The 20,382-nt window shown below is 64.1% G+C and carries 19 protein-coding genes and 2 tRNA genes; 13 read left to right on the top strand and 8 right to left on the bottom strand.

The features are described 5' to 3' along the window. Positions 1-88 precede the first annotated feature (88 nt). The 3 genes from hflB to rnz all read left to right on the top strand — a co-directional run bounded on the left by hflB (position 89) and on the right by rnz (position 3,833). Positions 89-2,023, top strand: a complete 1,935-nt coding sequence (gene hflB, locus F4Y38_08810; protein MXY49380.1) for an ATP-dependent zinc metalloprotease FtsH — start codon at positions 89-91, stop codon at positions 2,021-2,023. 68 nt (positions 2,024-2,091) lie between these two features. Then, a complete protein-coding gene (gene folP, locus F4Y38_08805; GenBank protein ID MXY49379.1) occupies positions 2,092-2,880 on the top strand; it encodes a dihydropteroate synthase in 789 nt (262 codons plus the stop codon). Positions 2,881-2,915: 35 nt separating this feature from the next. Next, the gene (gene rnz / locus F4Y38_08800; protein ID MXY49378.1) at positions 2,916-3,833 is read left to right on the top strand and encodes a ribonuclease Z; all 918 of its coding nucleotides are present in this window, start codon (positions 2,916-2,918) and stop codon (positions 3,831-3,833) included. Between the two features lie 2 nt (positions 3,834-3,835). Here the strand turns inward: rnz and F4Y38_08795 are convergent, their stop codons facing one another. The 5 genes from F4Y38_08795 to F4Y38_08775 all read right to left on the bottom strand — a co-directional run bounded on the left by F4Y38_08795 (position 3,836) and on the right by F4Y38_08775 (position 9,849). Next, positions 3,836-5,230: an MBL fold metallo-hydrolase gene (locus tag F4Y38_08795; protein ID MXY49377.1), complete on the bottom strand. Its 1,395-nt coding sequence runs from the start codon at positions 5,228-5,230 to the stop codon at positions 3,836-3,838. Between the two features lie 65 nt (positions 5,231-5,295). Continuing rightward, positions 5,296-7,038 (bottom strand): peptide ABC transporter substrate-binding protein, encoded by a 1,743-nt coding sequence (locus F4Y38_08790; GenBank protein MXY49376.1) that lies wholly within the window; start codon positions 7,036-7,038, stop codon positions 5,296-5,298. Positions 7,039-7,065: 27 nt separating this feature from the next. Then, positions 7,066-7,941 (bottom strand): ABC transporter permease, encoded by an 876-nt coding sequence (locus F4Y38_08785; GenBank protein ID MXY49375.1) that lies wholly within the window; start codon positions 7,939-7,941, stop codon positions 7,066-7,068. A gap of 67 nt (positions 7,942-8,008) precedes the next feature. Further along, positions 8,009-8,917: a DUF368 domain-containing protein gene (locus tag F4Y38_08780; GenBank protein MXY49374.1), complete on the bottom strand. Its 909-nt coding sequence runs from the start codon at positions 8,915-8,917 to the stop codon at positions 8,009-8,011. Beyond that, positions 8,917-9,849: an ABC transporter permease gene (locus F4Y38_08775; protein MXY49373.1), complete on the bottom strand. Its 933-nt coding sequence runs from the start codon at positions 9,847-9,849 to the stop codon at positions 8,917-8,919. The genes F4Y38_08780 and F4Y38_08775 overlap by 1 nt, the downstream gene beginning before the upstream one ends. 360 nt (positions 9,850-10,209) lie before the next feature. Between F4Y38_08775 and F4Y38_08770 the strand changes: the two genes are divergently transcribed. The 10 genes from F4Y38_08770 to F4Y38_08725 all read left to right on the top strand — a co-directional run bounded on the left by F4Y38_08770 (position 10,210) and on the right by F4Y38_08725 (position 17,240). After that, positions 10,210-11,325 (top strand): mandelate racemase/muconate lactonizing enzyme family protein, encoded by a 1,116-nt coding sequence (locus F4Y38_08770; protein ID MXY49372.1) that lies wholly within the window; start codon positions 10,210-10,212, stop codon positions 11,323-11,325. A 26-nt stretch (positions 11,326-11,351) separates the two neighbouring features. Next, a complete protein-coding gene (locus tag F4Y38_08765; GenBank protein MXY49371.1) occupies positions 11,352-11,753 on the top strand; it encodes a cupin domain-containing protein in 402 nt (133 codons plus the stop codon). A 24-nt stretch (positions 11,754-11,777) separates the two neighbouring features. Next, a complete protein-coding gene (gene eda / locus F4Y38_08760; protein ID MXY49370.1) occupies positions 11,778-12,437 on the top strand; it encodes a bifunctional 4-hydroxy-2-oxoglutarate aldolase/2-dehydro-3-deoxy-phosphogluconate aldolase in 660 nt (219 codons plus the stop codon). Further along, complete coding sequence (locus F4Y38_08755; GenBank protein ID MXY49369.1) at positions 12,434-13,354, top strand: NTP transferase domain-containing protein; 921 nt, start codon at positions 12,434-12,436, stop codon at positions 13,352-13,354. Before eda ends, F4Y38_08755 begins: the two co-directional genes overlap by 4 nt. A 115-nt stretch (positions 13,355-13,469) precedes the next feature. Continuing rightward, the gene (locus F4Y38_08750) at positions 13,470-14,453 is read left to right on the top strand and encodes a hypothetical protein (GenBank protein MXY49368.1); all 984 of its coding nucleotides are present in this window, start codon (positions 13,470-13,472) and stop codon (positions 14,451-14,453) included. Between the two features lie 9 nt (positions 14,454-14,462). Further along, complete coding sequence (gene larA, locus F4Y38_08745; protein ID MXY49367.1) at positions 14,463-15,755, top strand: nickel-dependent lactate racemase; 1,293 nt, start codon at positions 14,463-14,465, stop codon at positions 15,753-15,755. Between the two features lie 179 nt (positions 15,756-15,934). Then, entirely contained in the window at positions 15,935-16,462 is a 528-nt protein-coding gene (locus tag F4Y38_08740; GenBank protein MXY49366.1) for a gamma carbonic anhydrase family protein, read from the top strand. Between the two features lie 104 nt (positions 16,463-16,566). Further along, a tRNA-Arg gene (locus tag F4Y38_08735) sits at positions 16,567-16,640 on the top strand. Positions 16,641-16,661: 21 nt separating this feature from the next. Continuing rightward, a complete protein-coding gene (gene tadA, locus F4Y38_08730; protein ID MXY49365.1) occupies positions 16,662-17,177 on the top strand; it encodes a tRNA adenosine(34) deaminase TadA in 516 nt (171 codons plus the stop codon). Further along, positions 17,156-17,240 (top strand) — tRNA-Ser (locus tag F4Y38_08725). Before tadA ends, F4Y38_08725 begins: the two co-directional genes overlap by 22 nt. 48 nt (positions 17,241-17,288) lie before the next feature. On the opposite strand, the gene F4Y38_08720 is transcribed toward F4Y38_08725, so the two are convergent. The 3 genes from F4Y38_08720 to F4Y38_08710 all read right to left on the bottom strand — a co-directional run bounded on the left by F4Y38_08720 (position 17,289) and on the right by F4Y38_08710 (position 20,086). Continuing rightward, positions 17,289-17,747: a DUF2141 domain-containing protein gene (locus F4Y38_08720; GenBank protein ID MXY49364.1), complete on the bottom strand. Its 459-nt coding sequence runs from the start codon at positions 17,745-17,747 to the stop codon at positions 17,289-17,291. A 134-nt stretch (positions 17,748-17,881) separates the two neighbouring features. Next, the gene (locus tag F4Y38_08715) at positions 17,882-19,450 is read right to left on the bottom strand and encodes a carotenoid oxygenase (protein MXY49363.1); all 1,569 of its coding nucleotides are present in this window, start codon (positions 19,448-19,450) and stop codon (positions 17,882-17,884) included. Positions 19,451-19,483: 33 nt separating this feature from the next. Beyond that, entirely contained in the window at positions 19,484-20,086 is a 603-nt protein-coding gene (locus F4Y38_08710) for a PadR family transcriptional regulator (protein MXY49362.1), read from the bottom strand. Between the last annotated feature and the right edge of the window lie 296 nt (positions 20,087-20,382).

Below are 20,382 nucleotides of genomic sequence, written 5' to 3'. Positions count from 1 at the left end.
GCGCCAGGACCGCGGAAGCCGGCAGCAGGCGCCCGGCCGGGGTCGCGGCAACCGGCAGCAAGCGCCTCGCCGTACCCGCACCATCGTCATGTGGGTACTCCTGGCCCTGCTGTCGGTGGTGCTGGTACAGTTCTTCAGCCGGAACCGGTCCGACGGGATGGAAATCGGATACTCCACTTTCCGGGACCACCTGGCCAACGGGAACATCCTCAGCGTTACGATACTCGAAAAGACCATCGTCGGTGAATTCAGAAACGGGGTCAGTACACCCGTGCCCGGCGGCCGGGAATCCATGGAGACCCGATTCAAGGTCGAGATACCTTTCGAAGATACGGAACTGATCGACGAACTGGTGCGGAAAGACGTAACCATCACCGCGCGGCCGAAATCGAGCCCCTGGTATGCGCACCTGGTCACCTGGCTGCCGCTGCTCCTCATCATCGGCCTGGGAATCCTCATCTTCCGCCAGATGCAGGGCGGCCAGAAGGGGCTCTTTTCCATGGGGAAGAGCCAGGCCAGGCTTACGGGAGAGCGCGAAGGCGTGAAGTTCAGCGAAGTGGCCGGCGTCGAAGAAGCGAAGCGCGACCTGCAGGAGGTCGTGGCGTTTCTCAAGCATCCGGAAAAATTCAGCCGGTTCGGCGCGCGCATTCCGAAAGGCGTGCTCCTGCTGGGTCCGCCCGGCACGGGAAAGACCCTCCTGGCCCGCGCGGTTTCCGGTGAAGCGGGCGTACCCTTCTTTACCATGAGCGGCGCGGATTTCATGGAGATGTTCGTGGGGGTCGGCGCGTCCAGGGTGCGGGACCTGTTCAAACAGGGCAAGGAGAACGCGCCGTGCATCATTTTCATCGACGAGTTGGACGCCGTGGGCCGCCACCGGGGCGCGGGCCTGGGCGGCGGGCACGATGAACGGGAACAGACGCTGAACCAGTTGCTCGTGGAAATGGACGGTTTCGAGCCGAACAGCGGGGTCGTCCTCATCGCCGCCACGAACCGCCCCGACGTGCTGGACCCTGCGCTGCTCCGGCCCGGACGGTTCGACCGGCACGTCACCGTGGACCGGCCTGACGTCAGGGGGCGCGAGCAGATCCTGGAAATCAAGGCGAAGGGCAAGCCGATGGCGGAGTGCGTGAACCTGAAGACCATGGCCAGGCTCACGCCGGGCATGTCGGGCGCGGACCTGGAGAACATCATGAACGAGGCGGCCCTCCTCGCCGCGCGGGAAGATCACAAGCGGATCGCCATGTCGCACCTCGAACGCGCCAGGGACCGCATCGTCATGGGCTCGGAACACCAGCTGGTCATCTCGGAAGAAGAGCGCAGGACCGTCGCCTACCACGAAAGCGGTCACGCCCTGACCGCCGCCCTGATCCCCGAGATCGATTCTCCGCACAGCGTCACCATCATTCCCCGCGGACAGGCCCTCGGGATCACCTACTCCATTCCGGAGGAAGACCAGTACCTGTATTCGGAAGCCTGGTGCCGGGGCCAGATCGCGTGCCTGCTGGCCGGACAGGTGGCGGAACGCATGGGGGTCGGTGACACGTTCAACGGGGCCGGCGACGACATCAAGCGCGCCACGGAACTGGCGCGCCACATGGTCTGCGGCTGGGGGATGGGCGAACTCGGTCCCCTGGCCCTCGGCAATCAGGACGGGGAAGTTTTCCTGGGCCGGGAACTCACCCGGAAGCGGGATTACAGCAACAAGACGGCCGTGAAGGTCGACGAGGACATGAGAAGCATCCTGGATGCCTGCCGGCAGCGTGCGGAATCCATCATTTCGAAACGGGAAGACGCCCTGCACAGGATGGCCGAGGCCCTCCTCGAGCATGAAACGCTGGACAGGGGCCAGATCGAACAGCTGCTCGCAGGGAAAACGCTGGAACCGGCCGTCAAGCGTGAAGCCCCATCGGAGCAGGACGCGAAGAATGAAGCCGGGCAGGCGGAGGAGGCTCGTACAGACGATGAAAAAGCGCCGGCCCCCACGCCATTCAAGGAGCCTCCCCTGGCCGCACCCGGAGTCTGATCGTGGATGATGAACGGGTCATCGAGGGTGACGGGTTCCACTGGGACTGTTCGCAACGCACGCGGATCATGGGCGTCCTCAACGTCACGCCGGACTCCTTCTATGACGGCGGCCGGTACTGGGACCCTTTGACGGCCGTACGGCACGGCCAGCGATTGGCCGAAGAAGGCGCGGACGTCATCGACGTGGGCGGAGAATCCACCCGGCCGGGCGCGGAACCGGTCGAACTGGAGGAAGAACTTCGGCGGGTCATTCCCGTCATTGAAAAACTGAGGGACCGGATCGAACAACCGGTGTCCATCGATACGCGAAAGGCGGAAGTCGCCCGCAGGGCCATAGGCGCCGGGGCCCGGATGGTGAACGACGTCAGCGGCTTGACCGCCGATCCGGGTATGACAGGGACGGTCGCCGCTGAAGGAGTCCCCGTGGTGATCATGCATATGGCGGGAACCCCGGAGAACATGCAGCGGAATCCCGGCTATCGGGATACCGTGGGCGAAATCGTCGAGTGGCTGGACGCGCGCATGGCCCATGCCGTGGCGCACGGCATCCGAAGATCGCGGATCATTGTCGATCCCGGCATCGGCTTCGGCAAACGGCTCAGCGACAACCTGCTCCTGATCCGGTCCCTGGCGTCATTCCGGCAACTGAATCGTCCCATTCTGATCGGTCCGTCGCGGAAGTCCTTCATCGGCCGTGTGCTTGACGCGGAGAAAGACGACCGGATGGAGGGCACGGCGGCCGCGGTCGCGCTTAGCGTCGCCAACGGCGCCAGCATCGTCAGGGTCCACGACGTCAGGGAAATGAGCCGCGTGGTCCGTATGACCGACGCGATCTGCAAGGCGCGGCAGGCGTAGGCGCCCACCGAAAACAAGGCCATCCATCTTCCATCATGACCATTGACATCGTTATCCTGGGTTCCGGAGGCGCCATTCCGACCCTGACGCGAAACCTGCCGGCCGTGGCCGTCCAGTGCGACGGACGCGTGTTCCTCTTCGACTGCGGGGAGGGCACCCAGACGCAAATGGTCCGGGCGAAGTTGCCCCTGAGCAAGATCGAGCGGATCTATATCTCCCATCTGCACGGCGACCACGTGATGGGACTGCCCGGCCTGCTGATGACCATGGGGCAGATACCGCGGGAACGGGCCCTGAACATCCACGGGCCTCCGGGCATTTCAGAATTCGTGGAAGGCAACCGGCGCTTTCTGGGCCACCAGTGCCCCTTCCCCGTGATCGTCACGGAGACCAGGGGCGGCCTGGTCTCCGAGGACGACACGCTCTTCGTCGAGGCCGTACCCGTGGACCACAGCTGCTTTACACTGGCGTTCGCCTTCCAGGAAAGGGAGCGGCCGGGGCAGTTTCAGGTCGAGGAAGCGCGGCAGCTGGGCATACCGCCGGGACCGCTCTACGGGCGGCTGCAGGCGGGTGAAGCCGTGACGCTGCGGGATGGACGGGTGATCGAGCCCGGCCAGGTCCTGGGTCCCGCCCGGCGGGGCCGGAAGATCGTGTACGCCACGGATACCCGGCCGTGCGACCAGGTGGTGTCGCTCGCCCACGAGGCGGACGTGCTGATCCACGACGGCATGTTCAGCGACGACCTGCGGGCGCAGGCCCGGCAGAAGCACCACTCGACAGTCGTGCAGGCCGCCCGCATCGCCCGGCGCGCGAAGGTCGGAAGCCTCGTGCTGACCCATATCAGTTCCCGCTACATGCAGGACGGTCCGCTGGCCGCCGAGGCGCGCAAGGTCTTCCCCGCCACCCGCGTCGCGCGGGATCTCATGGAATTCAACGTGCCCATGTATAAATAGGGTCAATCCGCGGTCTCACGCTGGACGGCCTCCCAGGCCGCCAGGCCCCCGACCAGGTCCATCACGTCCGCGATGCCGTTCCGCTTCAGGATGCTGGCCGCCATGGCGGAACGATAACCGCCGGCGCACTGGACGACCACCGTGGTGCCGGTGGGGATCTCGCCCAGTCGTTCCTCCAGGTGGTTCAGGGGAACGTGGAGACTGCCCCGGATGGACCTGGCGTCGCGTTCCTGGCCGGATCGGATGTCGAGCACCAGGGGCGGGTGTTCCGTGTCCAGCCGGTCCCGGAGCGCCGCCGCGGTGATGCGGTCGGTCCGGCTCAACAGGTCGGGCCGTTCATCCAGCGCATGCATGCCGCCCTCCAGGTATCCCGCGATATGGTCGAAGCCGATGCGGCCCAGCCGCAGGGCGGATTCCTCCTCGGCGCCCGATCCCGTGACCAGCACGATCGGCCGGTCCCGTCGCAACAGGGTGCCCGCCCAGCTGGCGTACTGGCCCCCGAGGCCGATGTTGACGCTCCCCTTCAGGTGCGCGCCCTCATAGTCCGCGGCGTCCCGCGTGTCGAGCAGCTGGGCGCCGTCGTCCGCCTTGCGCAACACCTCCTCCAACGAAAGGGGGTTCAGGTTGCGCTTCAGCAGATGGTCCAGCGTTTCGTGTTCCTGCGCGTTGAACGCGGCGTCGTAGGTGAAGTACGAAGGCGCCTCGGGCTGGTCCGTCGTGATGAGGCGGGTAAAGGTCTCCCGGTCCATGGGCTGCAGGGCGTAATTGTACTTCTTCTGATCGCCCATGGTGGACACCGTATCCGTACTCAGGTTCTTGCCGCACAACGAGCCGGCGCCGTGCGCGGGATAGACGAGCGTCTCGTCGACGGTGGCCGGAATCAGCTTCCCGTGGAGGGAGTCGTAGAGCAGGTCGGCGAGGTCCTCGGCCTTCCAGCCGAGCGCGGCCCGAAGGTCCGGACGGCCCACGTCGCCGATGAACAGGGTGTCCCCGGTCAGCACGGCGCAGGGCGAGGCCGCCTCCCCGGGATCGAAGACCAGGATACAGACGGACTCGGGAGAATGCCCGGGCGTCTCGAGAAACGCGAGCCGAATCGCGCCCAGGTCCATGCCGCCGCCGTCCCGCATCGGCTCGAAGGGGTAGTCCGCCTCGGCGCGCGCGCCGAGATGGATCATGGCGCCGGTGCGGTCTCTCAGTTCCAGGTGGCCCGCGGCGAAATCCGCGTGGAAGTGCGTCAGGAAGACATGGTCGATGGTCATGTTCCGGGCTTCGGCCTCTTCGATGTACTGGCCGATGTCGCGCTGCGGATCCACGACGGCCGCGACGCCGGATGATTCGTCCCCGAGGAAATAGGACGCATGGGCAAGGCAGCCCAGGTAGTACTGGTTGAGTATCATGTCGGACTCCTTCCGCGCTCCGGCCTGCCGTGGTTCGCCGCGGCTTCCGCGCTCCGGTCCCCGCCTCACTGTCTCCGGGCAGGCAGGGCAAGTCCCGGCTGGTCTTCCGCCAGATAGAAGGTGATGGAGGAACTCATCACCTGGTCGCCCCGCCACGACCGGTAACCCGATGCGTTCGGCTCAAGCGCCGATCCTTTCAGGTAGGGCTTCCACACCTGCGCGCGCTGCCGGTGCCACAGGAACACGCCGGCCACGTCTTCCACCAGCAGTCTTTCGGCTTCCTTGTACAGTGAAATCCGACGGCTCGGATCCCTGACCTCGGCCTCGGCCTCGGTCATCAGTTCGTCGAAAGCGGCGTTGTTCCAGTTGTGCCGCCCATTCGACCGCCAAAGTCCCAGGAGATTGCTGGGATCCACGAAATCGAATTCGTAGGGAACCATTCCGAAGGCCAGGGTGTGGTTGTTCAGGCCGTCCATGAAGACCTTGTTCTCCACGTTGCGTACTTCGATCTCTATGTTCAGGTTCCGCTGCAGCATCGCCTGGATCCCCTCCGCCGCGTCACGGTGCATGACGATCTCGTTCCGCAGCCACATGTCCAGTTTGGGAATGCCGCGACCATCGGGATACCCCGCATCCGCAAGCAACTGCCGGGCGTGTTCCGGGTCATAACCCTGGCTTTCCGCGTAAGCATTGTCGGAGAAGGCCGGGAATCCGGGCGGCAGCATGGCGTAGCCGGGTATGGCGAACCCCTTCAGCGCGGAACGGCATATGGCGTCCCGGTCGATGGCGAGACTCAGCGCGAGCCGAACCCGCCGGTCGTTGAACGGCGGTTTCGTCACGTCGAAAAACAGGTAGTGGGTCCAGAAATTGGGCCAGGTATGGACCTGGTCGCTCAATGCGTCGTCGGAAAGGAGGCGGGCGAGTTCCGCCTGGTTCTCCACCTCGGTGAAATCGATCTCTCCGGCCTCGTATGCCGGTATCCTCGGAGGCGGCGTGGTCAGGTTGAACATCTTGTAGATCAACCTCTCCAGGTAGGGCTTGTCGACCCCTCGGTACATGGGATTGGCTTCATAGACCATCCGCTCGCCTTTTATCCATTCCACCATGACAAAGGGACCGGAAGACACGCAGGTCTCCGGCCGGGTGGACCACGTGTCGCCATACTTGCGCACCGTGTGTTCGGGCGATACCCACGAGTAGGTCAACAGCAGGGGCAGGTGGGGAGTGGTCTCTTCGGTCGCGATGTGGAGGGTCAGATCGTCGGAGGCCCACACCCCCAGGGAGTCCACCGGCACCGTGCGGGCGACGACGGCCTGCCAGTTCCGGATCGGCTGGTAGTACCACCCGAAATCGTAGGCGTTTTCCGGATCGGCGCCGCGGCGCAGGGAGAAGACGTAGTCGTGCGCCGTCAACGGCCGGCCGTCGCTCCACTGCAGCCCCGGCCGCAGGTGGAAGGTCCAATCCAGCCCATCGTCCGACACCTGCCATCGTTCCGCCGCGCCGCCCCGCAACTCGAAATTACGGTTGGTGCGCGTCAGGGGTTCGGCGATGATGTACTTCCCCGCGGCGCCCTTGTAAACCGTCCGGAACCACTCGTTATAGGGCCGCGACTCGGAGAAAACGCGAATGACCTGTTGTTCGGGAGGAAGGGCGTCCCCGGGGAGCGGCACGCCGATGGAATTGACGTAGCGCGGTTCGGTGTCGGCGAAGAGGGTATCGATCAGGCCGTAGGTTGACCAGGCCAACCCCGCGACGAGGATCAGTAGGCTCGAACGCCCTGGCATCGAAATGCGGGTTCTGTTTCGCATGTTGCACCTGCCATGCGGCGGGAAGCCCTACTCGTTCATCCTCGGGTCGAGGGCGTCGCGGAGGCCGTCGCCAATGAGCGAGAATCCAAGCATGACAAGGGCGATCATGAATACCGGGAAGAGGGCGAGGTGCCAGTAGTAGATCACGTTGGGCAGGTGGCTGCTGACCATCTGTCCCCAACTCGGCGTGGGCGGATTGATGCCCAGACCGAGGAAGCTCAGTCCCGCCTCGGCGAAAATGGCCTGGGGAATGCCCATGGCCAGGCCGACGATGATGGGGCTGAGGGCGTTGGGCAGCATGTGGCGTACGATGGTATGCACGTTGGAGGCGCCCATGGAACGGGCGGCGCGGACGAAGTCGGAAGCCCGCAGCGACAGGAATTGCGCGCGGACCAGGCGGCAAACGCCCACCCAGCCGGTCACGCCGATGGCGAACAGCACGTTGCTCAACCCGCTTCCCAGCCAAGCCATGATCAGAATGGCGAAGAGCAGGCTGGGGAAGACCGACATGACGTCCACCAGGCGCATGACGATGTAATCGGCCTTGCCCCCCTTGAACCCGGCTATTGCGCCCAGCGGCACGCCGATCAGCAGGGAGATCATCTGCGCGACGAACCCCACGATGAGCGAGATCCGGGCGCCGTACACGATCCGGCTGAAGTAGTCCCGGCCGATGCTGTCCGTGCCCATTGGGTGGGTCCAGGACGGAAACTGCCAGGCTTCGTCGAAATTGGCCTCGGAATAGTGGGACGGCGAGACCCAGGGCGCGAAGACGGCCATGAAGGTGATGACGATGATGATGATCCCCGCGGCGACAGACAGCTTGTTCTTCATATAGCGGCGCAGGGCGTCGCGCCAGAGGCCGCCGGCGGGTGAGGTGATTTCGGTCAAGGTGCTGGTCATTCGTGTGCTGGCCTTCCGTGTGCTGGCCTTCCGTGTGCTGGCCTTCCGTGTGCTGGTCTACCGTTTGCTAGTCTACCGTGTCTCCTGCGGGTCGCCTGGCCGCGAGCCGCTCGATGATCACTACGATCGCGCAGCCCGCGATACCCAGGCCGATGGACAGCAGGACATCTCCCGACAGCGAAGCGGGCAGGACGTTCTCTTCGACTTCCTTCCACGGCCAGATCTTGCGCAATGAGCCGGCCATGAGGCCGATGAGGGCCGCCACGGTCACGTCATGGCAGCGGCGCAACAGCCACCTGAGCACCCGCGCGAAGAAGACCAGTCCCAGGATCCCGCCGCACCCGAAGATGAGGATGGGCAGGAAATTACGCTCGACCACGGCGGTGAGCATGTACTGGTATTTCCCCAGGATGACCAGGATGAACGAGCCCGATATGCCGGGCAGGATCATCGCGCAGATCGCGATCGCTCCGCTCAGGAAGATGAACCAGGCGGCGGAGGGCGTCTCGACCGGAACGGCGCCCACCAGGACGAATGCGGCCGCGGCCGCCAGCAGTAACGCGAACGCTTCCTTCACGGTCCAGCGAGACACCTTCACCCGCACCGTGATGATCGACGCCAGTACCAGCCCGAAGAAAAAGGCCCAGACGTGGACGGGATGGTGATCGAGCGCCCATGCGAAGAATTGGGCCAGGCTGAAAATGGCCACGAAGATGCCGGTGACGAGGGCGATCAGGAAACGGTGGGGGAAACCGTCGAAGGCATCGCCGAACCGGAAGGTAACCAGCGAACGCAGAAACCTCGCGTTGACGGCGTGCACGGCGTCGAGCAACTCTTCGTATACGCCCAGTATGAAGGCCATCGTTCCCCCGGACACACCGGGCACGACATCGGCCACCCCCATGCAGAAACCGCGGGCCGAGATGCCCAGGTAGTCCCGGAACGTCCGTTTCGAGCGCGCGGCACCGTGGTCCATTACTTGCTCCCGCGAACGTATCTGACCCGGGGATCCACGAGCGCGTACAGGATGTCCGTAATCAGGTAGACGATCCCGATCAGCACTGCGACCAGCAGGGTAAGGGCCATGATCATGGGGTAGTCCCGCTCGAAGATGCTCGTGACGAAGAACTGTCCCAGGCCCGGGATGCGGAAAATGCCTTCGACGAAGAGCGAACCGGTCATTACCCCGGGCAGCATGGGCCCCATGATGGTGAGCAGCGGGATCAGGGAGTTCTTCAGCACGTGGATGAACAGGACGCTGCGCTCCTTCAGTCCCTTGGCCCTGGCCGTCCGCACGTAGTCCATGCGGAGGTTCTCGAGGATGCTCGAACGAGTGTACCGGGCGACGATGGCCATAGGACCCAGGGCGTACACGATCACCGGCATGATCCAGGTCTCCGGCCCGCCCCAACCGCCCGTGGGCAGGACCCTCCAGATGGTCGCGAAGAGGACGATGAACAGGATGGAAATGGCAAAACTGGGCACAGTGATCCCAAGGGTGGCGATAACCGTGGTCCCGTAGTCCACCCATGTGTTCTGGCGTATGGCGGAAAGGATGCCCAGGAGGATGCCGAAGGAGAAGGCTACGGCCAGGCCCATGCCGCCCAGTTGCATGCTGATGGGCCAGGTCCGCGCGATCAGGTCCGTCACCGTCTCGCCCGGACTCTGGAAGGGGATGCCGAAATCGAATTGCAGCGCGTTCCACATGTATCTTCCGTACTGCTCGTAGAGGGGGCGGTCCAGTCCGTACTTGCGCAGGATATTGGCCTTGGCCTCGGCCGACAGGGGCATCTTCTCCTCGTCGAAGGGGCCGCCCGGCACCGCGTGCATCAGGCTGAAGGTGATGACCGTGACCAGGAACAGCACGCCGACCAGGCCTACGATGCGGTATATGATGTATCGGAACATAGGATCGGGTTTTCTGATGCGCCGCGGCGGATAAACGGGGCGATGCCGGGCGAGGCCGCCTGTTCGTGATGTGAGCGGGAATGCCGTTATTCCAGCCTCCAAAGTGCAAGGGGCCGCGCAGGAGTGTCAAGGTTTATTTGCCGGTTCCGGAGCGTCACCGGGGGCGTCAACGGGGGCGTTACCGGGGGTGTTCTCACGGGCGGATTCAGACCGCGCAAAACCTGTGTTCGGGCCGGTTGTCCGGGGGCTGGCGTCCCGCCCCCGATCCAGGGGCATCTCCCCTTGACACCCCCTGTGTCGATCCACACATTACCGACGTGATTCTACGTTGCCGGGATGAGGGTCAAGGAGGTCGTTCGCGTGCGGATCGTCGAGGTTTCCGCCCTGGTCCTGCGGCTGCCCCAGGTGACGGAGGCCTGTGACGGGACGCAGGATACCTGCCTGATTAAAATCGAAACGGACGAAGGCATCACAGGCTGGGGCGAAGTCGATTCCTGTCCCACCGTGGTCAAGGCCGTCATCGACGCGCCGCTGTCGCACCAGATCTGCGACGGCCTCGCCAACGCACTGGCGGGCGCCGATCCGCTGGACATCGACGCCTGCACGGACCGGATGATGGCGTCGGCCAACTACTACGGCCGGGTCGGCGTGGGGCGGCATGCCATGGCGGGGATCAACCAGGCGCTCTGGGACATCGCGGGCAAGGCGAGCGGACAGTCCGTCTACGAGCTCCTGGGCGGCGCGCACCGGCTCAGGTTCCGGGCCTATGCTTCCGTCCTGTTCGGCGACACGCCGGAGCAGACCCGGGCGATCGGCCGGAAATTCGCCGACCAGGGATTCACGGCGGTGAAGTTCGGCTGGGGGCCCATGGGCGAAGACGAAGGGCAGGACGTCGCCCTGGTGAGGGAGGCTCGCCGGGGCACGGGCGATGAGGTGGACGTGCTCATTGACGCCGGCCAGGTATGGGACTGGAAGACCGCCCTCACCCGGTCCCGGCAGTTCGCCGAGTACCGGCCCTTCTGGATTGAAGAGCCGCTGCATCCAGACGACATCGAAGGGTATGCCGCGCTGACCGCGGAGAGTCCTGTGCCCATCGCCACCGGGGAAGCAGAGTCCCGGCTCGAGGACTTCGAACGGCTGGTCACAGAGGGCGGACTGGACTGGATCCAGCCGGACCCGGGACGCTGCGGCATCACGACCATGGCCACGGCCGGACAGACCGCCCACCGGCACGGCCGCAAGGTCGTCAACCACAGTTACAAGAGCGGCATTACCATGGCGGCGTCGCTGCACGCCCTGGCCGCCCTGCCCAATGCGTCCGTCTTCGAGTTCTGCATGTCCGATTCGCCGTTGCGACACGAACTGACCCATGAACGCTTCGCAATCGATGACGAGGGACTTGTGGCGGTGCCGGACGGACCCGGGCTGGGCGTCACGGTAAACGAGGAAACCGTATCGAAGTACCGGGTCGCGTAGGCCCGGTTCACCAAAGGAGCATCTCGATGGCCCCGCCGAACCCGATCATGCACGCCGCGCTCAACCGCATCAATATAGACGAGATCAAGGAACGGATCGGTCCGCCGCCCGCCTCCTGCGCCGTCGTTGCCGCGGACCACGTGACCGCGGCTTTCATCTGGCAGGATTCGGGCACGATCAACGACAATCACTGCCACGATTACGACGAGTGGTGGCTGGTGCTGGAGGGAGAAATCGACTGGGTGATCGAGGGCCGTGAAGAGACCGTCCACGCGAAGGCGGGGGATTTCATCTTCGTGCCGGCCCTGACGTTCCATCACATTTTCCCCGTGGGCGGCAAGCCGTCCATCCGGCTTGGCGTGGCGCTGACGGGACACGGGCACCTGCACGAGCGTCCGGAGCGCAAGGTGAAGGTCACCCTGGAGTAACGAATCGCCTGCTGGAGTGTATCCATGTCTTCGAGATCCGAAAACCTGGCATCTATCAAAGCCTGCGGCGTGGTCGCGGTGCTCAGGGCCGACCGTCCCGACGCGCTGGTCCAGGTCGCCCAGGCCATCGGCAGGGGCGGTATCGGGGCCGTCGAGATCACCATGACGACGCCCGGGGCCCTGGACGTCATCGGCGAATGCGCGAACCGGTTGGGGGACGAGATCCTCCTCGGCGCGGGCACCGTGCTGGACCCCGAAACGGCCCGGGCGGCGATCCTGGCCGGCGCCGAATACATCGTGACGCCGACGCTTAACCCGGACGTCATCACCCTGTGCCGGCGATACGACAAGGTCATCATTCCCGGCGCATTGACGCCGACCGAGATCCTGTCGGCCTGGGAATGCGGCGCGGACATCGTAAAGGTGTTTCCCGCAACGGCGGTGGGACCCCGGTATTTCAAGGACGTCAAGGCGCCGCTCCCTCAGATCGATCTCATGCCCACGGGCGGTGTGGACCTGGACAACGCGGGCGACTTCATCCGGGCGGGCGCCTGCGCCGTCGCCGTTGGCGGGAACCTGGTCGACAAGGCCGCCGTGGCCGCGGGAGACTGGCATGTGCTCACCGATACGGCCCGGAAATACGTCGATGCGGTCAGGAACGCGCGTCAGGAAGGTGGGGGATGATCCGCAAGGCCGTCGTGCCCGTAGCGGGCCTGGGCACGCGGATGCTGCCGCTCACACGGTCTGTCCCCAAGGAAATGCTGCCCCTCGGGCGCAAGCCGGTCATTCACCACGTTGTGAATGAACTGGCGGTCGCGGGGATCGAGCGCATCCTCTTCGTGACTTCCAGCCGGAAAAAAGCGATCGAGGATTACTTCGTGAATGGCGGAACTTCGGACAGGGCGGCAAATACGACCAGCGGATCGTCCGATGGTCCGCCCGCACTGGATTATTCGTTTGTCCGCCAGGAGGTTCCGGGGGGAAACGGCGATGCCGTGCGCCTGGGAAAGGCCTTCGCCGGATCCGACGCCTTCGTCGTGGCCTGGGGCGACGCCGTCATCCGGTCGACGGGGGAAGAAAGCGTTCTGCGGCGTATGATGGCGACCCACGGGAAGGAAGATGCCGCGTGCACCATCGCGGTGGAGCACGTGCCCGAAGACAAGGTGTCGCGGTACGGCATCGTAAAGCCCAGGTACGAATCGGACACGACATTCCCCATCGATGATATCGTGGAGAAACCATCCGCGGAAAGCGCGCCAAGCCGCTACGCCGTATCGGCCCGGTACATATGCGGCCCCGGCATCTTCCCCGCACTCGAGGCGACGCCGCGTGGCAGGAACGGCGAACTGTGGCTCGCAGACGCCATTCGGGACCTGCTAAGGGCGGGCGGTTCGGGTGGGTCGGTCGGCGCGCACGATCCGGGAGTCCGGGGCCGTCCATGCGGCGAGGTCTGGTGCGTACCCCTGGGATCCGCTGACCGGCGCTACGACATTGGCACGCCATTGACCTACTGGGAAGCCTTTGCCGATTACGCCGTAGAGGACGAGGTCGACGGTACGGCTTTCCGCGATCATCTGCAAGAGCGGTTGAACGAATCATGATTACCGCGTGCATACTTCCCAAGATTCGGCGCGACTGTCGATCGGATGGTCCGCATGGGCCGTATAGGCTGCATGGGCCGCAGGATCGGAAAGGTCTGAGCCGGGTGGAGTCCAATTGAACGGGACCCTAACCGCATCCGCACCCGGCCGTGTCGGCATCGTGGGCAACCCGACCGACATGTACGGCGGCAGCGTGATTTCGTGCTCGACGAAGGAGCGGGCACGGGTCAGGATCCAGCCGGCGGACCGCCTGGTCCTGGACGCCGGCACCGAGCAGCGCGTCATCGCGTCGTCCGACGCCCTGGCCCCACGTGGGGACATTTTCGATATCGCCCGGGTCGCGTTGACCGGAACCGAATCCGCGGACCTGCGCGTCAGGATCTCGTGGTCGACCGATATCCCCTTCCGCGCCGGCCTGTCGGGATCGACCGCGCTGCTCGTATCCATGGTCGCCGGCCTGCTCGCCTTCCGTGGTATCCGCCATAGTCCGTACCACCAGGCGGAGCTCGTCCGCAGGATCGAGTACCAGAACCTTACATTCTGCGGGTACCAGGACGCCTACATGGGCACCTTCGGCGGGCTTCATTACATGGATTTCAGGGGAAAGGAATTCCACCTGGAATACGGGACCGATCCCTACGCCACCATGGAGCCGATGGCTTCCGCAGCGTCCCTGCCGCTTGTCGTGGTCATCACGGGAGGTCAGCGCATCTCCGGAGGCGTGCACACCCCCTTGCGGGAACGCTGGCTCGCCGGGGAAACCGAAGTGGTCGAAGCATATAACGCCATCGCGACCCTCGCCCGGGAAGGTAAGAAAGCAATCCTCGAGAACAGGCTCGACGCGCTGGGAGAGCTGATGAACGAGAACCAGGCGATAACCCATTCGCTGGGCGGATCCAATCCCGAGGACGATCGGTTCATCGAACTCGCCCAGCGTGCAGGCGCGACAGGTGCGAAGCTTGCGGGCAGCAGCGGGGCCATTTTGGCGCTCCACGAATCCCCAGGCGAACTGGCGCGGACCATGATGGATGCCGGTGCCGCGGGCATACTCGAACCTTCGCCGGGACCCGGGCTCGCATTCGAGCAGGAAGACCCGTAGGGAGCCGCCGTGAACATCACCCTCGACTACCATAAATCCGGCCTCAATGTCAGCGTCCCGGACGAAAACCTGGCCGCCGTCCTCAACATGCGGGAAACACCTCCGCTGGATGATCCGGTGACCTCGACCCGTGAGGCCCTGCAGCGGCCCGTGGCCGGTCCGCCCCTTGCGGAAATCGCCCGGGGCCGCCGCGACGCGTGCGTGGTCGTTTCCGACATTACGCGGCCCGTCCCCCACGACATTATCCTGCCGCCGCTCCTGGAATGCCTGGAGCAAAGCGGGATCAGGCCGGAGGACATTACCCTTCTGGTCGCCACGGGACTGCACGCCCCCATGGACGAGGAACAGCTCCGCGAGACCCTGACCGATGGCGTGGTGGACCGGTATCCCGTCGTCAATCACGTCGCCCGAAGCGGCAACGAACAGGCCGATCTAGGCGCCACCAGCACGGGGATCCCGATCCGAGTGGACCGCAGTTACGTGGAGAGCGATCTCAAGGTGCTGACCGGGCTGATCGAGGCGCACTTCATGGCCGGGTACTCGGGCGGACGTAAGCTGGTCGCACCCGGTCTCGTGGGCGTGGAGACGATCGAGCATCTTCACGGACCCGGCATCCTGGAGCATCCCAACGCCACGACGGGCGTGCTCGACGGCAACCCCCTCCACGAAGCCGCGCTGGAAATCGCCCGGCGGGCCGGGGTCGATTTCATCCTCAACGTGGCCATGGACGAGGACCGCCGCGTCACCGGGGTGTTCGCCGGCGAGCTCGATCGGGCGCACCGGTACGGTGTTCAGCACGTGGACGGCATGGTCGTGGCCTCCGTCGAGGAACCGGTGGACATCGTCGTGACCTCGTCGGCCGGCTATCCCCTGGACACCACTTTCTACCAGGCCGTGAAGGGCATGGTCGGCGTGCTGGACATACTGAAGGAAGGCGGATCCATCGTCATCGCCGCGGGATGCGCCGACGGGATCGGCAGCGCGGAGTTCGAAGGACTGCTCCGGCGGACGACGGATATCGACGCCTTCATCCACTGGATCCAGCAACCGGGCGTGTTCACCATCGACCAGTGGGAGATCGAGGAACTGGTCAAGGCGCTGAAGAAGAGCAAGATCTACCTCTATACGGACGGACTGAATAACGACGATGTCCGGGACTGCCTGGTCGAGCCCATTCCATCTGTCGAGGTGGGCATCGCGCGGGCGCTGAAGCGTCACGGCCCCGGCGCCACTATCGCGGTCGTCCCGAGAGGGCCTTACGTCATTCCCCGGTTGGTGCCTGGACAGGACGCCGCGGGCTAGCGCGCGGCCGGGCCGGTGGATCTCACGGCCAGGGCCGGTGGACTGCCGGCCGGTCGATCACCGGTCAGGTTCGCCACCGCGGCCAGCAACTCCCGGCCGGTTTCGCCGCAGGCCGGTTTCGCCGCCGCGGCCTGTAGACCACAGGAAGTTCGCCGCCGCGACCTGAAAACGAGCCTTACATGGCCTCCAACCAGTACGTCCACCATGCTCCCCGCATCCATCCGTCCGCCTTCGTGGCAGAAAGCGCCGACCTGATCGGCGCGGTGGACATTGGGAAGGACGCGAGCGTCTGGTACCAGGTGGTGATCCGGGCGGACGACGAGCCCGTAACCATCGGCGAGGGAACCAACGTGCAGGACGGCAGCGTCCTCCACATCGACGTCGGCATGCCCACCGAACTGGGCAAGGGCGTCACCGTGGGGCACCGCGCCATAGTCCACGGCGCGGTGGTGGAGGACCACGTGCTGATTTCCATGGGCGCCGTGATCCTCAGCGGTGCGCGCATCGGAAGGCACAGCATCATCGGCGCCGGCACACTGGTACTCGAAAACATGGAAGTGCCTCCGGGTTCCCTGGTCGTGGGCGTTCCCGGACGGGTGGTACGTTCCGTCACGAACGAGCAGATCGAACGCATACATCGGACCGCCGAAGGGTATGTTGAGCGGCGTGGGATCTATCTCGAAAGGCTGGCTCGCGGCCCTTCCTGACCGCCTCAATTGCGACGCTTCGCCCATCGGGACCGGGATCAGTATCCGCTTGACTTTGGCGCACTCGACCTGTAAATTGCGGTGCTCTTGTTCGCTGGCTTCGAGCGCCTGTAGCTCAATTGGATAGAGCACCTGACTACGGATCAGGAGGTTGGGGGTTCGACTCCCTCCGGGCGTATATTTCGTGGGACGCGGTCGTATGAAAAGCAACGGCGGAGAACACGAAGAATGGCTCAGGCTGGCGCTGGAAGAAGCCAGGTCGGCGGGAGCCGCCGGTGATGTGCCCGTCGGGTCCGTGATCGTTCACGACGGCGCGATTATCGGCCGGGGCCAGAATCGCGTGGAACGGTTGCGCGATCCCACCGCCCATGCCGAGATGCTCGCAATCCGCGATGCCAGCACCGCGCTGGGTTATGAACGGCTGGCCGGTGCCACGCTCTACGTTACGCTGGAACCCTGTTCCATGTGCGCGGGAGCGATCGTGCTCGCCCGCCTGGACTGCCTGGTGTATGGGGCAGACGATCCCAAGACCGGGGCCTGTGGGTCCCTGCGCGATATCGTGAGGGACACCCGGCTGAACCACCAGGTGGAAGTTACAGGAGGCGTGCTGGCAGACCCCTGTTCCGAACTGCTCCGGGAGTTCTTCCGGCAAAAACGGGGAACGGGTAATACGGCTGTCGAACCGAGGTTGCCGGAGAGGTGCGAGAGTGGTTGAATCGGACGGTCTCGAAAACCGTTGTGCCTTCGGGCACCGTGGGTTCGAATCCCACCCTCTCCGTTGCACTTTTACTGCAAGTCATTTGCCATGAATGACTTGCAGTTTTTTTTAATATACCAGCGTCGCCGTCGTGTGCGTGGTACCGCTGTCCGATGAGATCTCGACGGCCGCGTCGTGGAAACTCGGTGGCCCAAAGTTCCCCTGCGCGTTTCTACTGAAACCTGTGCCTTCTGAGGGAATGCCCAGTATGTTGGTGTCGAGTTCATCGTTACCGTTATCGTCATGAAAGACGGCTACGGCGTACCGGCCAGGTGACAGATCCAGAAACACGAAACGTAGCGATCCAGGCGCAGCCCGCATCCACTGTGCCGCGATCGCGCCATTGGCACCGGGGAAGCCCTCCATTCCGGATTCGTCGTGCAGGGCTACCATAACGTTGCCTTCGTCGTCACTGATGCCCTCCACGGTAATCTCCAGGTCGCCGCCAGTCGCGGGCGTCGCCATCGCGCCGACGGCGGCTGCGCAGATGCAACAACTTACCGCTGTAGCGTAGAGCAACTTGTACATAAGATCCCTCCCATTCAAGTTAAGGTTTTCGCCGACGGCCTTCCCGGTGGCCTGCGCACTATTCAGGCCGCGTTCTATTCAAGGCCTGCACACAATTCAGGCCTACACGCTATTCAGACCTGACTTTCTGCCGCTCACGCCGGAACGAATATGCCGTGAAAGCCAAGAGGCAACGCGTAGGGCAACCGGGCCACAGCTACGGGTCCTTCCCTGATCCGTATAGCGTCGAAGGCCGCCAGTTGTGTGATTCCGCGGTCCAGGTCCAGCGCGGTGCCGATCACCCAACCCTCCGCTTCCGTCGATGAGCCGGGACGCGGCACGAAGATATGCTCCTCCGGGATGAAGTCCGCATCGTAGACGTAAGCGTCCGTGTCGCCCGTCTCCGTATCCCAGCGCACCACGCGGTCGAGACCGGGTGACGCAATATCCGATCTTCTGGCCAACGGGCCGGCCAGACTGTAGACGTAGCGATGCCGGGCGGCGACAACGCCCGGGGCTACCCTCGGAAACTCGGCCTGGCGGTCGAAGACGTGCTGCTCCACCGCATCGCCTGTGCCAAGGGTGACCTGCGCAAACCGCGTCGGCTCCGTGGGCGGGCTCCATACGCCGCGCATGACCTCGCGGAAGGTATGGGTCAACTCGGTGGCGTCCGGCGCGACGCAGTAATCGAAATGCACGTTCCCACCGTCCTCCCAGGCATTGCCGAGATGGTACGCGAAACCGGGTGGCAACTGCCACCAGCGGCGGCAGCTGAAATCATCCTTGTCCACGGCAAGCACGCGGGTGCCGAGTTCCGGTCGCCATACTTGGGTGTCGAGGAAGCTGACTCCGGGAGCAACACGCTCGGGATCGAATACCAGCGGTGGAATGACGAAGACCAGCGAGTTCACCGTAACGGCAAAGTCGTGGATCATTCCGAGCGGCGAGATACCGACCGTGTCGGCCTTTTCTACCTTCCCGCCCGCATCGATCCGGTACAGTACCAGCAGGCCACGGTCAAGCGCGTAGCCGAACGCCCACACCGTACCATCGGGCTCGACTTTGGGATGGGCGGTAAAAGGTGCGCCGCGCAGGTCGGAGCGCCAGGTCTTGATCCCCAGCGTTTCCAAAGACTGCGGGTCGAGACGGTGGGGCGAACCGGCCTCCCACAGGGCCAGCAACTCGCCGGCATGGTGCAGGATACTGATGTTGGCGGTATTGATCGTGTCCGGATGAGAGACCGGCAGGCCGCCGTCCAGGGAAGTGCCGAACGCCGGCCACAACATGCGGTCGGCGTCGCGCTCGGCTCGGCGCTTTGCCGTTTCGACAAACCTGCCGAGATGGCGGATCCCGTCGGCGGAAATGTGGAAAGCCTGGACCAGGCCATCGCCGTCGAACCAGTGGTGGTACCGCCGTCCGCCGACCTCGTGGCCGGCCGGCCCGTTCCGGTAGAAGGTGCCCGCGAGATCCCGGGGCCAGCGGCCGTAGACGGGTAGTAGGTCGCTGGCGTAACGGTCTCGATCCGCGTTCTGAAAGCCCAGCAGGTAGGGGTTGGATGTCCGCGCCGCGTCATAGCCCCGCTTCCATGTATCAGCGGCTTGCGTCCATGCCACGCTTGACCCAGGCGACCAAAGCGCACCCAGCCCGCCTCCAACCGCCAGTGCGAGCAATTCACGACGCGTCATGTTTTCCATCCGGATCCTCTCAACATCGGCTGGCATCATCGAGTGTCATCAGATGTTTCTCTTCCGTTACGGCTAAGTCCCACCGGCAGTTCCCTGCGACGAGACGGGATGTCGGCTGTACTGCTCGGTTCCACGCAGGCGCCGCAGTTCGTCCATGGCGCGTTCACACCACCGCAGACGGGCTTCCGTCACTACAAGCCCGTAGTCTACGGTCAGTATCCAGAACGCCGCGCGCGGGTCCTCCTCGCGGCGTTCGCGAAGGTCTTCGGCAATGGACTGAAGATGGTTGAGCCTGTAGATGGCGGTCGTTCGTGCGGCTTCGACGTGGGTCAAGCTGACCTCGGGCGCCACTTCATCCCCGAAGAACAGTTTGAGCAAAAGCTCGATCCGCGGTGGCGGTTCGTCCACCGGCGCACTCAGCCATGCCTGCAACACCGCGCGGCCGGCTTCGGTTATTTCGTGGATCCGCCTCCTGCGTCCACCCACGCCGTCATCCGCACGGCTGGCAATCCACCCTTTGCCGGCCATGCGCTTCAGTACTGGATAGATCTGGCCATCGCCCTCCGACCAGAAGTTTCCGACGCTGCGGGCGATGCTGCGCTTGAGTTCGTAGCCTGACATGGGCCGCCAGGTGAGAAAACCGAGGAGGACGTATACGGTACGACTTTCGGACATATCATTAATATATATCAGGTAGAGATATAGTCAAGGTTTACCAAACCAACCTCCGCATCATAGAGCCGTAATTGGCCATTGAAGTAACCCTGAACTTCCCGAAGGGTCAGGAATCGCCGGGTAATTTCCCAAAGCGTGCGGTGGTCTCTGAACCAGAGGACGGAGTATAAACCCGATTGGTTGATTTCTGTTGTTTGTGTAGGTTGAAAATGTTAAATTGTCTGTTCTGATTCGGTGCTGTGACTCGGTTGCATTCCTGGAATCAGCAGACAGATATGTGACTGTTTCAGCATCAG

Source organism: Gemmatimonadota bacterium (assembly GCA_009838645.1).
Classification (GTDB): Bacteria; JAAXHH01; JAAXHH01; order JAAXHH01; family JAAXHH01; genus JAAXHH01.
The sequence above is the reverse complement of the archived record's forward strand: the minus strand, read 5'-3'. Positions and strand labels throughout refer to the sequence as shown.